The organism is Pseudomonas sp. Irchel s3b2, from assembly GCF_900187445.1.
GTDB lineage: Bacteria > Pseudomonadota > Gammaproteobacteria > Pseudomonadales > Pseudomonadaceae > Aquipseudomonas.
Map to the genome: position 1 here is coordinate 104,475 of NZ_FYEB01000013.1, position 14,549 is coordinate 119,023.

Genomic DNA, 14,549 nt, shown 5'->3' on the forward strand with positions numbered 1-14,549 from the left:
GATCGCCCGGTGGCGATCCTCACATTGGAGATCCCACATGAAATTACTGCATATCGATTCGAGCATTCTGGGTGACAACTCGGCTTCCCGTCAGCTGAGCGGCGAAGTGGTCAAAACCTGGCAAGCCGCCGAGCCTGGTGTTGTAGTGACTTACCGCGACCTGGCCGCCGATTCCATCAGCCATTTCTCCGCCGCCACCCTGGTCGCCGCCGGCACCGCCGCGGAGCTGCGCAACGCCGCGCAACAGCACGAAGCCGATCTGAGCGCGCAGGCCCTGGCCGAATTCATCGCCGCCGATGCCGTCGTGATTGCCGCGCCGATGTACAACTTCACCATCCCGACTCAACTCAAAGCCTGGATCGACCGCATCGCCGTAGCCGGCCAGACTTTCCGCTACACCGAAGCCGGCCCTGAAGGCCTGTGCGGCGGCAAGAAAGTGGTGATCGTCTCGACTGCCGGTGGTTTGCATGCCGGTCAAGCGACGGGTGTTGCGCACGAAGATTATCTGAAAGTGCTGTTCGGCTTCCTCGGCATCACCGACATCGAGTTTGTCCGCGCCCATGGCCTGGCCTACGGTGATGAAGTGCGCACCAAAGCCATGAGCGACGCTCAGGCGCACATCAGCGAGCAATTGTTCGCCGCCGCGTAAGGCTTGCGTAAAGACGTCAAACAGCTCGGGTAATACCCCTGAAACTCTGTACTCTGGTCATCGTGATGGCCAGGTACGGAGTTTTTTGTTTCTGGCGGTTATCCGTTTCTGGCCCAGGTTATGCAGTCGAGGGCTGACATCTGCGGTCAGGTAACAGGGTGGGGCCTCCCATGGTGCGTCTTTGTGCAACGCTACTGATTTGTCTGCTGGGCAGTCTGAGTTTGGTGCATGCCGCGTCTGCGCCACATCCTCACTGGAGCGTCGGTCTCCATGAGATGACCTTCCTCGATCCGCTGGACTTGCAGCCGATGCGCGCCATCGCCTTTTATCCGTCCAGTGAAAAGGAACATTCCAGCACGCTCGAGGGCTACTCGATCGAAGCCGGTGAAGACACCAAAGTCGCGATCGGACGTTTCCCGATGCTGATGCTGTCCCACGGCAACACCGGTACCCCGTTGGCCCTGCACGACCTCGCCACCTCATTGGCACGCAAGGGCTTCGTGGTGGTGGCGGTGATCCATCCCGGCGACAACTCCAAAGACCACAGCCGCCTTGGCACCTTGAGCAACCTTTATGGTCGGCCGATCCAGATTTCCGAAGCCATTACCGCGACAGTGAGCGACCGGATGCTCGCGCCCTTCGTCAATGCCGAGCAGGTCGGGGTGATTGGCTATTCGGCGGGCGGTGAGACCGCGTTGATCCTGTCCGGCGCCACCCCGGATCTGAATCGTCTGCGCCGTTATTGCCAGGAACGTCCTGATGACCACGATGCCTGCAACACTCAAGGCGAACTGATCGTCGACCGTGATGACTTGCAGCCAGTGGCGGACCCGCGCGTGCATGCCTTGTTGCTGATGGCGCCGCTGAGCCTGAAGTTCGGCCGCCATACCCTGGCCGACGTGCATGTACCGGTGCTGCTATACAGCGGCGATGGCGACAAACTAGTGGCGTTCGACAAAAACGCCGCAGCGCTTGCGCGCAAACTGCCGACCGCACCGGACTTCAAATTGCTGGCCGGGGCGGGGCACTTCGTGTTCCTGGCGCCCTGCAACGAAGAACAGATCGCCGCCATGCCGGCACTGTGCACCGATGCCGACGGCGTAGACCGCAAGGACATTCACCGCAGCATGATTTCCGAAGCCGTACGGTTCTTCGCCCATGCCCTGGGCAAGCCCACCCGCGCCGGCATGCAAACCGCGGATCAATAAAAACGCCGCTGCCCGTAGGAGCCCGGCTTGCCGGCGAAGGCGGTTTCATGGGCGCTGCATGACGTGAAGCCGCTTTCGCTGGCAAGCCAGCTCCTACGAGGAGCTGCGCCGCATTCGGATGATCTTTTGATCTTGAAAACCAAAAAGCCCCGTCACCAGGACAGGGCTTTTCAATTGAAGCTTGCAGCAGCCTTACATCAACACACCCTGACTACGCAGGTAGTCGTCATAGGTGCCGCTGAAGTCGATCACGCCGTCGGCGCTCAACTCGATGATTCGTGTAGCCAGGGACGATACGAACTCACGGTCGTGGCTGACGAAGATCAGCGTGCCCGGGTAGTTCTCCAGCGCCAGGTTCAGCGCCTCGATGGATTCCATGTCCAAGTGGTTGGTCGGTTCGTCCATGATTAGCACGTTCGGCTTTTGCAGGATCAGCTTGCCGAACAGCATGCGACCTTGCTCACCACCGGAGATGACCTTGACCGACTTGAGGATCTCGTCGTTGGAGAACAGCATGCGGCCCAGAGTGCCGCGAACCAGTTGCTCGCCGCCCTGGGTCCACTGACCCATCCAGTCGAACAGGTTGCAGTCGTCTTCGAAGTCGTGAGCGTGGTCCTGGGCGTAGTAGCCCAGTTCGGCGGCGTCGGTCCATTTCACGGTACCGGCATCCGGAGTCAATTCGTTGACCAGGGTGCGCAGCAGGGTGGTTTTACCGATACCGTTCGGGCCGATGATCGCCACGCGCTCGCCGGCTTCAACCTGGAAGCTGAAATCCTTGAACAGGGTCTTGCCGTCGAAGCCTTTGGCCATGCGCTCGACGATGACCGCCTGACGGTGCAGCTTCTTGGTTTGTTCGAAACGGATGAACGGGCTCACACGGCTCGAAGGCTTGACTTCGGCCAGCTGGATCTTGTCGATCGCCTTGGCGCGGGAGGTCGCTTGCTTGGCTTTCGAGGCGTTGGCCGAGAAGCGGCTGACGAACGATTGCAGTTCCGAGATCTGTGCTTTCTTCTTGGCGTTGTCCGACAGCAGTTGCTCGCGGGACTGGGTCGCCACGGTCATGTACTCGTCGTAGTTGCCCGGGAACAGGCGCAGTTCGCCGTAGTCCAGGTCAGCCATGTGGGTGCACACGCTGTTCAGGAAGTGACGGTCGTGGGAGATGATGATCATCAGACTGGAGCGCTGGGTCAGAATGTTTTCCAGCCAGCGGATGGTGTTGATGTCCAGGTGGTTGGTCGGTTCGTCGAGCAACAATACTTCAGGATCGGAGAACAGCGCCTGCGCCAGCAACACACGCAGCTTCCAGCCCGGCGACACTTCGCTCATCGGGCCGAAGTGCTGCTCGATGCCGATGCCCAGGCCCAACAGCAATTCACCGGCGCGGGATTCGGCGGTGTAGCCGTCCATTTCGGCGAATTCGGTTTCCAGCTCGGCCACAGCCATGCCGTCTTCTTCGGTCATTTCCGGCAGCGAGTAGATGCGATCGCGCTCGGCCTTGACCTTCCACAGCTCTTCGTGGCCCATGATCACGGTGTCGATCACGGTAAATTCTTCGTAGGCGAACTGGTCCTGGCGCAATTTACCCAGACGCACGTTCGGCTCGAGCATGACCTGGCCGCCGGACGGCTCGAGGTCGCTACCGAGGATTTTCATGAAGGTCGACTTGCCGCAACCGTTGGCGCCGATCAGGCCGTAGCGGTTACCGGCGCCGAATTTGACCGAAACGTTTTCGAATAGCGGCTTGGCGCCGAACTGCATCGTGATGTTAGCTGTGGAGATCAATTACTTTACCTATCAATGGGTTGCGAGCTGCGCATTGGGCGCTTGGGCCATTCCTGGGACATTCTGGAGTTTCTCTCCATCTCTTCCCAGTCACCGCTAGTGTTCAACCAGCGCGCATAAGTCGAGTGCAGCATCTGGACGCTGTGTCCAAGCTGTTGGGCAATAAAGGCGGGATTCATGCCAGACATTGCGCATATTGTCGCATAAGTGTGACGGCAGTTGTACGGTGGGCGATAACGTGTCGCCCCTTCTTCAAGTTATTTTTGTTCAGTGTTGTGTGCGGGACACTTGGCATGGCTCTGGGTAAAGTCGGCAACGCTTGCCCGGCCAGGTGTGTCTCAGATGGATTGCTGAATGGCCAGCACTTGGTCAGGGTGGGCACCTATTCAGATTCCTCTCTCCGTGTCGCGCATGGCGGCAAAAGGTGGAGGAGGGGACTATTCTTCTTCGTCAGGGCTTGGGTATTCCGGGTGCGCTGGCGGTTCGCAGACACTGGTTCTCGCCCAAGACGCGCTCCTCGCCCGCCATTCTCCCGGGAAGCTGTGATTGGATTAGCGGGTTATTCTGGAAAGCAGGCAACATGAGAACGCAAACGGTCTCTCATCATGGATGGGATCAAAATGAAGCTGATTTTGGTGACGCTTGTTGTTGGTCTGTTGGCTTGGAAGCTTTCCCCTGAGTTACAGTCCTGGGCTGCGGCTCAACTATCGAATCCCAAAGAGAGCTCTACAGTTGTGACTGCGCCGAAGCCTGTTTCACCTCCATTCAAATGTGATGGGCGCAAATATTGTTCGCAGATGACCTCGTGCGCAGAGGCTAAAAACTTTCTGCAAAATTGCCCAGGAATGAAAATGGACGGCGATAACGACGCAATCCCCTGTGAGTCGCAGTGGTGCCGATGACTCTTTGCCGCTCAGCGACAGGCTTAATGGTTTAAATGGAAAAATTTTAAAGGAGAGAGTGCTATGGATAAGGCGTTTCGAAATCCGATTTTTCTGACTGGGCTGCCAATGGCTATCTGCGGTCTCGCTATCACTGCGCCTGGTCTATGGATTCCCGGCCTGGGTTTAATGGTGGTCGGCTGGGCAAAGGGGAATAAACGAGCTTGATCGAGCATCACGACATGGTTTTTGCGCAAAGCTGGACCGCGCAGATCACCTCTCCAGGCAGTGACTATAAAGTTGTCGCTATCTGCCCGCTGTAAACGACTCGCTGGTAGCGGTTGAAAGTCTGGCTTTGCCGCACGTTGAACGGCGTGCGACAAGCCGGTGACTGATCAGGTCGAGACTCAGAGCAAGTAGCCAGTGGCTTGTCCGAGGTGGTTGTCCTGCCCTCCGGTGATGAGGTGCAGTGGAATGTGCTGTTGTTCATCGATAGATGGGATTTCGAAACTTCCCACTATTTGAAGGTGTCGCTCACTCAGTCCGGTCGACTCTTCTTCTTTTGCCTTAGCCATTCTCGCGTGGTTCGCTGCGATTTCATTGAGAGTTGACACGTTACATCTCCGGTGACTGACCAAGCGTATCGCTGGAGTCCTTAATGTTAATTTAATTGCCGCCGCGTCAGAATTACGTCGTTCTGGGGCTGCTACGTCCGACCGGTGCAAAGCCTACGCCAGACATGTTGCGTATTCCGCACCAGATTTTCATATGCGACGAATGGTGGCGTGGCAGGTGGCTACTATCGGGAGAGCGGTTTGTGCACGTTAGATGACCGGCCGCCCCGCGCTCCTTATAGCGTCGAGGCATTTTCACAGTTGAAGGTTAACCATGGGTTACAAAGTATGGCTAAAATGCCATCTTTCAACCGACACCGACCGTCGGTATGGCTCAAGGACGCGCCATCGGGAAACAGTTTTGTTCACTTTTGACGTGTGACGATTTTCGTGAAACTTATCATTGCTGCTATCTATGTCATCTCCATCGCGTATGTTCACTTGCGCGGAAAAGTGCGCCACAAATTAGGCCGCCAATTAAGCGACCACTCGACGTTTCTGGCGCCGATCAATTGCTTCCTTTATCTGTTCTCGAAAGCGCCCAATAAGCCTTACCTCAATCCAGCGGACTTTCCCGACCTGAGCCCTTTGCAAACTCATTGGGAAGAGATTCGCGCTGAAGGCCAGAATCTGCTCAAGGCCGGGGAAATCAAGCGTTCGAATCAATACGATGACGTTGGTTTCAACTCGTTTTTTAAAAGTGGCTGGAAGCGTTTTTATCTCAAGTGGTACGGCGACAGTCACCCGTCGGCCGCAAAGCTTTGCCCGCGCACGACTGAACTGGTGCAAAGCATCGGCTCGATCAAGGCGGCGATGTTCGCCGAACTGCCGCCGGGTTCGAAGCTGGTCCGTCACCGCGATCCGTATGCCGGTTCGTACCGTTATCACTTGGGACTGGAAACGCCGAACGAGGTCGGTTGCTACATCAACGTCGACGGCGAGAACTACCATTGGCGCGATGGCGAGGCGGTGATGTTCGATGAGACCTTCATTCATTACGCCGAAAACACTACTGCGCAGAACCGCATCATCCTGTTCTGTGACATTGAGCGGCCGATGAAGTATCGCTGGGCGACGGCGTTCAATCGCTGGTTCAGCCGCACGGTGATGGCGGCGGCGGGCGCGCCGAACGATGCCGGCGACAAGGTCGGTGGTATCAACCGCTTGTTCGCCAAAATCTACACGATTCGCCTGCGCGGCAAAGCGCTCAAGAAGCGGAACCGCACCCTCTATTACCTGGAGAAGTGGGCGATTTTTGCCGGGTTGCTGGCGGTTTTTGTTTTGATCTGAGGTTTGCGTTGCGGCGTATGACGCCATCGCGAGCAGGCTCGCGATGGGGCCGATATTCACACCACCTGACTCATGGATGTACCAGTGAAGGGTCAGCCACTCGACCGTTTCGTGGTTTTTTTCTCCGCAGTAGATTTGGCTTTAGTGGCCGGTTTACTGGCCGCTTTACCGCCGCCCTTGCCTCCAAGACTGCGTTTAAGCAGTTCGGTCAGATCGATAACATCCGCCGTCTTGCGCTCCTCTTCACCGGTAACGGTTTCGACGGCTTCGATCTTGCCTTCATTCGCCTTCTTCTCGACCAGCGCCATGATCTTGTCTTCGAAGCTGTCGCGGTATTCCTCAGGCGTCCAGTCGGCACTCATGTCCTCCACCAGCCGTTTGGCCATCTCCAGCTCACCTTTGGCCAGATCCGGCTTGGTCACTTCACTGCCCAGTTCCAGTTGATCAAGGCTGCGCACTTCAGCGGGCCAGCGCAACATCACCAGCACCATGGCTGATTCCAGCGGCATGAGTGCCGCCAAGTGCTGGCGCGAATGCAACACCACGCGGGCCAGGGCAACCTTGTCGGTTTTGCTGAGGGTTTCGCGCAACAGCGCATAGACCTTGCCACCGCGTTTGTCCGGCGCCAAATAATAAGGCGTGTCGATGTTTTGCAGGGGGATCTGCTCACTGCCGACAAAGGCAAAAATGTCGATGGTCTGGGTCGACAGTGGATGAGCCGAGCGAATCTCCTCTTCACTGAGCACCACGTAACGTCCCTTTTCGTACTCGATCCCTTTGACGATGTGCTCTTGGGTGACTTCCTTTCCGGTGACCTTGTTAATGCGCTTGTAGCCGACCGGGTCCATGCTGCGGCTGTCGAGCCAGTTGAAATCGATACCGCGCGAAGACGTCGCTGAGACCAGCGCCACGGGGATGTGCACCAGACCGAAACTGATTGCGCCTTTCCAGATTGCCCGTGCCATCGTCGTACTCTCGTCAGTCGATTGATGTTCAGGTGACCTGTGGCCAAGGGCAAAAGTTTCAGTCGGCGGCGGCCCGGTCCTGCGGGCGGATCGGTGGCAGAGTCAACTCGTGTTACATCTTCTGAAAGAGGTTTTAGTTAACAAAACCGAAGTCCGGGCGTAGCGTGGCGCTATTCACGTTGCACGCTCATTTGGAGAGGTCCCATGAACCGATGTGTGCTCGGCATCATCGTACTGGCATTGAATGGTGTGCTGAGCCCTTTGACTCTGGCAGACGCCGCATCGCCGTCCTCGCCCTGGCTGCTGGCACAGAACCTGCCGGGCAGCACCCACAACAATCCCTATAACAGCCCGATTCGCCGGGCCAATCCCAACAGCATGCAAGGCACGCAACCCAACATCCCGGTAATCCGCGGGCCAGGCACGGTCCCTGTACCACGACCGCCAACACTCGATAACGGCGGTATCGGTAACCGCTATCCGCAAGATCGACCGGCTCCCACCAGCCAACCGAAATTCATTCCCAATCCACCGCCCCGGGACTCGAACCGCAACTACCGTTGAACGGCAGGACAGAGGCCTTGCCAGCCATTTTGACGACAAAAGGAATCGTGCATGTTGCGTAAAATCCTCCTGGCCACTTTCTATGCCAGCGCATTATTTACCGTCACGGCGCCCGTTTTCGCTGCGCCGACACAGGATTTGAAAAGCGAGCAGGGCACCCTTGAGCTCACGCCAATCGTTAAAGGTCTGGAGCATCCCTGGGCGCTGGCGTTTCTGCCCGATCGCGAAGGGATGCTGGTGACCGAACGGCCCGGCAATCTACGGGTGATCAGCGCCGACGGTAAATTCTCGGGCCCCCTCAGTGGCGTGCCTCAGGTCTGGGCCAAGGGCCAGGGCGGGTTGCTTGATGTGGTGTTGTCGCCCGACTTCAAGCAAGACCGCATGGTCTATCTGTCTTACGCCGAAGGGGGCGGTGAGGGTGGCAGGGCCGGCACGGCGGTCGGCCGCGGACGGTTGTCGGAAGACCTGACGGCCATCAAGGATTTCAGGGTGATCTTCCGTCAGGAGCCCAAGCTCTCGGTGGGCAATCACTTCGGCTCGCGACTGGTGTTCGACCGCGACGGTTATCTGTTCATTACCTTGGGCGAGAATAACGACCGGCCCACGGCGCAGGACCTCGACAAACTGCAAGGCAAGATCGTGCGGCTCTATCCGGACGGCAAGGTGCCGAAGGACAATCCCTTTGTCGGGCAAAAAGGCGTTCGCCCGGAAATCTGGTCCTACGGCCATCGCAACCCGCAAGGCGCGGCGCTCAATCCCTGGAGCGGCACTCTCTGGGAAAACGAGCACGGCCCCCGGGGTGGCGACGAGATCAATATCATCGAACGCGGCAAAAATTACGGCTGGCCGCTGGCAACTCACGGCATCAACTACTCCGGCCTGCCAGTCCCGGAAGCCAAGGGCGAAACCGCCGAAGGCACCGTGGGCCCGCACCATGTCTGGGAAAAATCCCCGGGCCTCAGCGGTATGGCCTTCTATGACGGCGATCGCTTCAAGGCCTGGCAGCACAACGTATTTATCGGCGCTCTGGTGAGTCAGGAACTGATCCGTTTGCAGTTCGAAGGCGACAAAGTCGTTCACGAAGAGCGGTTGTTGGGTGAGTTCAACAAACGGATTCGCGATGTACGGCAGGGGCCGGATGGGTATTTATATGTACTGACCGATGAAGATGACGGGGGGCTGTACAAGGTTGGCCTGAAGTAACGCACAAGTCCTGTGGCGAGAGGGAGCAAGCTCTCTCGCCACAGGTTTATTCACGCCGATAGAGAATCACAGCTGCCCGCAGCTTCCCCCGTCCGAAACTGCACATTTTGTCGAATTCCCCATGGCTGACCGGCAAGTGCTGGCAGTCCATCGGCTGACGATGCTGGCTGTGGTCCACATCCGGATCGTGCAGGTAGACGAACTCTTCATCGCAATCGGTGACGATCACCCAGTGCGGCGCCTTGGAGCGGGTCAGGCGATAGCTGCTGATCAGCACCAGCGGCTGCCCGCTATCGTGCAGTAATCGTGGCAGATCCAGCGGCCCGCCGATCACTCGTTCGACGTCAGTGGCTTGCAACTGCGCCGTGAACTCCTCGTGTACCAGGCGCATTACGTCTTTTTTATGCGCATCGCGTACACCGTCGAGAAACAGCGGCCCGGCCATGCTCAGTTGCAGCCGCACCCGAAAGCCACGCCGCCACGCCGCCAGTGCCAGACCTTGAGGGCTGCAGCCTCCATGGCCAGACGTCATGAACACCGTGGTCGCCTCGCGCCAGATTTGCAGTTCTTCGCCGCGCTCCAGCGCGCGATCCTCTTGCAGCGCGCCCATGGCCATCAGCAGGCAGGCCGGGCCGCAGGTGAACTCGGTGGTCTGCGGGTAGTAAGGCACCTTGATGTTGCGTGAATCGCGATGCTGGAGGATACGTTTTTCCAGCCGCAACGCGTCGGCATGGTCCTGATAATAGTCATGGATCAATGCGAAACGTCGGTAGCCGTTGCGTTCATACAGCGCAATCGCCGTCGGGTTGTCGATGCGCACTTCAAGTCGCAAGTAGGCGCAGTCATGCTCAAGGGCGCAGGCCTCGACACGTTCGAGCAATTGTTTGCCCAGTCCATTGCCGCGAGCATCATGGGCAATCGCAATCGAGTACAGGCGCGCCAGTGAAGTGCCCAGGTGAAACAGCACCACCGCATAGCCCACCAATTGCTCCCGCCATTGGGCCACCAGCAGTTGCCCGTGAGCCCGCGTGATCATCCATTGAAAGCTGCGACTGTTGAGCCGATCCGTGGTGAAGCATTGCTGTTCGAGTTTCAGCAGTGCCGGCAAATCTTCAATGACCGCCAGGCGAAAAACAGTATTCATATGACCGCCGTAAAAGTTGCGTAACGAAACGGGACTTTCGAAAAAGTTCGTGCTTAATAGGAAAGGTCTTGTTCTCCAACGGATCAATCACTATGTCAGCGGTACAAGGTCATTGGCGCGAAGTATCCGAGCAAACTTTGCCGACAGCAATAACTTCTGCAAACTATTTAAATAGCTCGATCAGAACTTCCAGCCAGTTGATGATCATCGTCGAACGCAAAGAAGACTGGGCCTCCTACTTTCCCAGTGAAGACATCGTCACCGCCCAGGAATACCTCGAACAGACCCGCGACAACGAGCAGGGCAAACGGGTTCAGGTGATCAACCTGTGCCGCAGCTACAAGTACCTCGGGCACGGTTATTACTGCTCGCTGCTGGCTGAAGCGCGGGGGCACAAGGTTATTCCGTCGGTACGGACCATCAGCGAACTGACTCGAAAATCCCTGTATGGCCTGGCCCTGGATGATTTGGATAAAACCCTGGAAAAGGCCCTCAATAATCACCTTTACAGCGATACCGAAGGTTTTACCCTGACACTGTACTTCGGCAAAACCGCTATCGAGCCATTGCAGGATCTGGCTCGACAGTTGTTCGAAGTTTTTCCTTGTCCGATATTGCTGGTTGAGTTTCGTCGAACTAACGGTTGGCACATCGAAGGTGTAAAGTTTGGCGCCTTGCATAAGTTGCGTGAAGATCAGGAAGATCAGTTCGCTAATGCGCTCGACAGTTTCAGTCGCAAGATCTGGCGCATACCGCGCTCCAGGCGATTGGCCCGTTATGACCTGGCCATTCTGCACGATCCGCAAGAAACATTGCCGCCTTCCAATCCCAAGGCTTTGGATAACTTCGTCAGGGTCGGCAAGACGTTAGGCATCGATGTCGAGCTGATCGAGCGCAAGGACTATGCCCGAATCGCCGAATACGACGGGCTCCTGATTCGCGAGACGACGAGCGTTGACAACCACACCTACCGTTTCGCGAAAAAAGCCGAGAGCGAAGGTCTGGTGGTGATGGACGACCCGGCGTCGATCCTGCGCTGCACCAACAAGGTGTATCTGACCGACCTGCTCAAGAGCCATCAACTGGGCATGCCCGCCACCGAAATCCTCTACAAGGAGCGACCGGAAGATTTTGAGCGGGTGGGCGAGCGTTTGGGGTTTCCACTGGTGCTGAAGATCCCCGACGGTTGCTTCTCCAGGGGCGTCATCAAGGTCGAAAGCCAGCAAGCCTTGCTCGAGGCGACTGCCGAACTGTTTGAGCACTCGGTGTTGCTGCTGGCCCAGGAGTTTTTCTACACCGAGTACGACTGGCGCATTGGTGTGCTCAATCGCAAACCGATCTTTGCCTGCCAGTATTTCATGTCCAAGGGCCACTGGCAGATCTACAATCACAAGGCCAAAGGCCAGGACATCAACGGCGAATGCCGTACCCTGGCGGTTCACGAAGCACCGCGAGCGGTGGTTGAACTGGCGGTGAAAACCGCAAACCTCATCGGCGACGGCCTCTACGGCGTCGATCTCAAGCAGTCCGGCGACAAAGTGGTGGTGATCGAAGTCAACGACAACCCGAACATGGACGCCGGCATCGAAGACGCCTACTTACAGGACGATTTGTATTCCTTGGTGTTGGAAGAGTTTGTCCGTCGGTTGGAGCTCAAGCGTCGCGGCCAGGCCTGGTGAGCGGCCGATGATCAAGAGCTTTGAGCTGAGCCACGGAGCCCTGCACGCGGTCGAACGGCTAGACGCCGACGTGATGCTATTCAGTAACCCCGATGCGGCCGAACGGGATCTGTTGCACAGCCATTTCAAACTCGATGAACATGCCCTGGCCTCGGCCCTGGACCCGGATGAGGTGTCGCGCATCGAGTTTCACCCCGACAACCTGTTCCTGATCTGGAAGCGTCCGGAAAACTACTCCGGTGGTGGCAGCCTGGCCTTCGAAGTGTCGTCCTGCGGCTTGCTGTTTTCCCCGGGGCGTCTGTTGGTGATTGCCACCGACGACTCGCCGCTCAGCGGCCTCGGCACGCGGCAGTCACTGAAGACGCCACTGGATGTGTTGCTCGACCTGTTGTTCAACAACATTCACCACTATCTGGGGCACCTCAAGGTGATCAAGATGGTTGCCCGGGAGTTGCAGCAGAAATTCAATGCCTCGATGCAGAACCAGCATCTGATCCAGATGTTCAACCTCAGCGAAAGCCTTATCTATTACATCAACGCCATTCACAGCAACGGCGCGGTCCTGACCCGGCTGCGTAATCATGCGGCAAAGGAACACTTCAGCGTTGAAGCCATTGGTTTGATCGACGACCTGATCATCGAAAACAACCAGTGCTACAAGCAGGCGGAAATCTACTCCACAGTGTTCTCCGGGTTGATCGACGCCCGGGGCAATCTGATGAACAACAGCATGAACAACCTGCTGCGCAAACTGACGTTGATCAACGTAGTGTTTCTGCCGTTGAACCTGATTGCGAGCATTGGTGGTATGTCCGAGTTCAGCATGATGACCGCCGGCACGCCGTGGTGGCTTTCCTATCCGTTGTTTCTGACGGCGATGATGCTCGGGGCGGCGGGGATGGTGATTGGCCTCAAGCGCCTGGCGAGGTGATTTCGGCGGATGTCAGATCGCCTTCGCGATAGCCATCTCAAAATCAGACCAAATCTGGATCATGCTTGTTGAGTGGCATCGATGGAGTTCTTGCGGCGTTGAAGACCCCGCACCACCAGATACAACAACGGCCCGACAGACACAAAAATCGCCGTCACCAACAGATAAGGAATCACCGACCATCCCGACTGCCCACGCTTGCGCGCATCCTGGTACATCCAGATACCGGCAAGCGTCGCCAACAGGTACAAATCGATCACCACCTGCGCGGTATCGGGCCGCGACATCAGGCTGATGCCGAAATCGAGCAACGACTGCTCGGCCTGCAGCATCACCGAAACGGTGTAGCCAGCGAAGGCGATCAGGGCGGTGAGGGGCAGGGCGACAAACTTCATGGTTTCCTTCCTTGGGACAATGAGCAGAATCGCCAGCCTACAGCGGCCCTTGAAAATTGGCCATTGACTTGCCATCAACGTCCGGCTAATTTCCAGCCATGACTTCCACCGTACTGCGCTGCCAGCCGAGCATTATTACCGCCATTCCTTATTTGGCGGGCTAGCTCACGACTGCAGCACCCAACCCGCCCTAGAGGCGGGTTTTTACTTTCTGTCTCTGGGCTCCGATCAAAGTCAGGAGACGACCATGAGCAGCACCCCTACCCAGCAGAGCTTGCTTGAGCACTACGTAAAAAAAATCCTCGCCGCGCCGGTGTACGAACTCGCCGTGCGTACGCCATTGCAAGCGGCACCGGCCTTGTCCGAGGCATTAGGTAATCAGATCCTGCTCAAGCGCGAGGACTTGCAACCGACGTTTTCCTTCAAGATCCGCGGCGCCTACAACAAACTGGTGAACCTGAGCGATGAACAGAAGGCCCGTGGTGTGATCACGGCCTCGGCGGGCAATCATGCCCAAGGCGTAGCGTTGGCGGCGCGCGAGTTGGGGATTGCCGCAACCATTGTCATGCCTTGCACGACACCGGAATTGAAGGTGCTGGGTGTCCGCAGCCGGGGAGCCGACGCGGTGCTGCACGGCGAGAGTTTTCCATTTGCCCTGGAGTACGCGCTGAGCCTGGCACGGCAAACCGGTCGCACCTTTGTCTCTCCCTTCGACGACCCGGATGTGATCGCGGGGCAGGGCACCGTCGGCATGGAAATCCTGCGCCAGCACCAAGGGCCGCTGGACGCGATCTTTGTTCCGGTAGGCGGTGGTGGCTTGATCGCCGGTATTGCCGCGTACGTCAAATACCTGCGCCCTGAAGTCCGCATCATCGGCGTCGAGTCGGAACATTCCGCTTGTTTACAGGCTGCATTACAGGCCGGTGAACGGGTTGTGCTGCCAACCGTCGGCACTTTCGCCGATGGCGTGGCCGTCGCCCAGATCGGCGCCCATGGTTTCGAGGTCTGCCGGTTTTGTGTCGATGAAGTGCTGACCGTCAGCAACGACGAACTCTGCGCCGCGATCAAGAACATCTACGACGATACCCGCTCGATCACCGAACCTTCCGGTGCGCTGGCCGTGGCCGGGATCAAGCAGTACGTGGCACGAACCGGCGCCCGGGGTCAGACCCTGGTGGCCATTGATTCCGGCGCGAATATCAATTTCGACAGTTTGCGGCATGTGGCCGAGCGCGCCGCGTTGA

At 57.6% G+C, this 14,549-nt stretch carries 13 protein-coding genes and 2 pseudogenes; 9 read left to right on the forward strand and 6 right to left on the reverse strand.

Translation table 11 applies throughout. The annotated features are described in order from the left end of the window. The first annotated feature begins 37 nt into the window (after positions 1 to 37). Both CKW20_RS22835 and CKW20_RS22840 read left to right on the forward strand, forming a co-directional pair. On the forward strand, positions 38 to 649 hold the full coding sequence (locus CKW20_RS22835; RefSeq protein ID WP_095054910.1) for an FMN-dependent NADH-azoreductase: 612 nt from the start codon (positions 38 to 40) through the stop codon (positions 647 to 649). Between the two features lie 170 nt (positions 650 to 819). Then, the gene (locus CKW20_RS22840) at positions 820 to 1,857 is read left to right on the forward strand and encodes a dienelactone hydrolase (protein ID WP_095054911.1); all 1,038 of its coding nucleotides are present in this window, start codon (positions 820 to 822) and stop codon (positions 1,855 to 1,857) included. Positions 1,858 to 2,049: 192 nt separating this feature from the next. On the opposite strand, the gene CKW20_RS22845 is transcribed toward CKW20_RS22840, so the two are convergent. Together CKW20_RS22845 and CKW20_RS29990 are read right to left on the reverse strand one after the other, a co-directional pair. Next, positions 2,050 to 3,639 carry an ABC-F family ATPase gene (locus CKW20_RS22845; RefSeq protein WP_095054912.1) on the reverse strand — a complete coding sequence of 530 codons (1,590 nt, stop codon included), beginning with the start codon at positions 3,637 to 3,639 and terminating at the stop codon, positions 2,050 to 2,052. A 5-nt stretch (positions 3,640 to 3,644) separates the two neighbouring features. Continuing rightward, positions 3,645 to 3,878, reverse strand: a pseudogene (locus CKW20_RS29990) (hypothetical protein); the annotation flags it as partial. A 381-nt stretch (positions 3,879 to 4,259) separates the two neighbouring features. Here CKW20_RS29990 and CKW20_RS22855 point away from each other — a divergent pair. Next, on the forward strand, positions 4,260 to 4,541 hold the full coding sequence (locus CKW20_RS22855; RefSeq protein ID WP_095054962.1) for an excalibur calcium-binding domain-containing protein: 282 nt from the start codon (positions 4,260 to 4,262) through the stop codon (positions 4,539 to 4,541). 386 nt (positions 4,542 to 4,927) lie between these two features. On the opposite strand, the gene CKW20_RS22860 is transcribed toward CKW20_RS22855, so the two are convergent. Then, entirely contained in the window at positions 4,928 to 5,134 is a 207-nt protein-coding gene (locus CKW20_RS22860; RefSeq protein ID WP_095054913.1) for a hypothetical protein, read from the reverse strand. 390 nt (positions 5,135 to 5,524) lie between these two features. On the opposite strand from CKW20_RS22860, the gene lpxO reads away from it, so the two are divergent. After that, entirely contained in the window at positions 5,525 to 6,424 is a 900-nt protein-coding gene (gene lpxO, locus CKW20_RS22865) for a lipid A hydroxylase LpxO (RefSeq protein WP_095054963.1), read from the forward strand. Positions 6,425 to 6,516: 92 nt separating this feature from the next. Here lpxO and CKW20_RS22870 read toward each other — a convergent pair whose 3' ends face one another. Beyond that, positions 6,517 to 7,389: a Ku protein gene (locus CKW20_RS22870; protein ID WP_095054914.1), complete on the reverse strand. Its 873-nt coding sequence runs from the start codon at positions 7,387 to 7,389 to the stop codon at positions 6,517 to 6,519. Positions 7,390 to 7,593: 204 nt separating this feature from the next. On the opposite strand from CKW20_RS22870, the gene CKW20_RS22875 reads away from it, so the two are divergent. Both CKW20_RS22875 and CKW20_RS22880 read left to right on the forward strand, forming a co-directional pair. Then, on the forward strand, positions 7,594 to 7,953 hold the full coding sequence (locus CKW20_RS22875; protein ID WP_095054915.1) for a hypothetical protein: 360 nt from the start codon (positions 7,594 to 7,596) through the stop codon (positions 7,951 to 7,953). Between the two features lie 51 nt (positions 7,954 to 8,004). Further along, positions 8,005 to 9,156, forward strand: a complete 1,152-nt coding sequence (locus CKW20_RS22880; protein ID WP_095054916.1) for a PQQ-dependent sugar dehydrogenase — start codon at positions 8,005 to 8,007, stop codon at positions 9,154 to 9,156. A gap of 46 nt (positions 9,157 to 9,202) precedes the next feature. Here CKW20_RS22880 and rimI read toward each other — a convergent pair whose 3' ends face one another. Further along, a complete protein-coding gene (gene rimI / locus CKW20_RS22885; protein WP_095054917.1) occupies positions 9,203 to 10,300 on the reverse strand; it encodes a ribosomal protein S18-alanine N-acetyltransferase in 1,098 nt (365 codons plus the stop codon). Positions 10,301 to 10,500: 200 nt separating this feature from the next. Between rimI and CKW20_RS22890 the strand changes: the two genes are divergently transcribed. Next, a complete protein-coding gene (locus tag CKW20_RS22890; protein WP_176466948.1) occupies positions 10,501 to 11,979 on the forward strand; it encodes a RimK family protein in 1,479 nt (492 codons plus the stop codon). A 7-nt stretch (positions 11,980 to 11,986) separates the two neighbouring features. Beyond that, positions 11,987 to 12,910, forward strand: coding sequence for a magnesium transporter CorA family protein (locus CKW20_RS22895; RefSeq protein WP_095054919.1), 924 nt, complete (start codon positions 11,987 to 11,989; stop codon positions 12,908 to 12,910). A gap of 59 nt (positions 12,911 to 12,969) precedes the next feature. On the opposite strand, the gene CKW20_RS22900 is transcribed toward CKW20_RS22895, so the two are convergent. Beyond that, positions 12,970 to 13,305, reverse strand: a complete 336-nt coding sequence (locus tag CKW20_RS22900) for a DUF2834 domain-containing protein (RefSeq protein ID WP_095054920.1) — start codon at positions 13,303 to 13,305, stop codon at positions 12,970 to 12,972. Between the two features lie 247 nt (positions 13,306 to 13,552). On the opposite strand from CKW20_RS22900, the pseudogene ilvA reads away from it, so the two are divergent. Next, positions 13,553 to 14,548: pseudogene (gene ilvA, locus CKW20_RS22905) on the forward strand (threonine ammonia-lyase, biosynthetic); the annotation flags it as partial. Position 14,549 lies beyond the last annotated feature (1 nt).

Coding starts and splice junctions, on each gene's coding strand:
- CKW20_RS22835 (WP_095054910.1), top strand. CDS start 38: ATGAAATTACTGCATATCGATTCGAGCATTCTGGGTGACAACTCGGCT.
- CKW20_RS22840 (WP_095054911.1), top strand. CDS start 820: ATGGTGCGTCTTTGTGCAACGCTACTGATTTGTCTGCTGGGCAGTCTG.
- CKW20_RS22855 (WP_095054962.1), top strand. CDS start 4,260: ATGAAGCTGATTTTGGTGACGCTTGTTGTTGGTCTGTTGGCTTGGAAG.
- CKW20_RS22870 (WP_095054914.1), bottom strand. CDS start 7,389: ATGGCACGGGCAATCTGGAAAGGCGCAATCAGTTTCGGTCTGGTGCAC.
- CKW20_RS22875 (WP_095054915.1), top strand. CDS start 7,594: ATGAACCGATGTGTGCTCGGCATCATCGTACTGGCATTGAATGGTGTG.
- CKW20_RS22880 (WP_095054916.1), top strand. CDS start 8,005: ATGTTGCGTAAAATCCTCCTGGCCACTTTCTATGCCAGCGCATTATTT.
- rimI (WP_095054917.1), bottom strand. CDS start 10,300: ATGAATACTGTTTTTCGCCTGGCGGTCATTGAAGATTTGCCGGCACTG.
- CKW20_RS22890 (WP_176466948.1), top strand. CDS start 10,501: ATGATCATCGTCGAACGCAAAGAAGACTGGGCCTCCTACTTTCCCAGT.
- CKW20_RS22895 (WP_095054919.1), top strand. CDS start 11,987: ATGATCAAGAGCTTTGAGCTGAGCCACGGAGCCCTGCACGCGGTCGAA.
- CKW20_RS22900 (WP_095054920.1), bottom strand. CDS start 13,305: ATGAAGTTTGTCGCCCTGCCCCTCACCGCCCTGATCGCCTTCGCTGGC.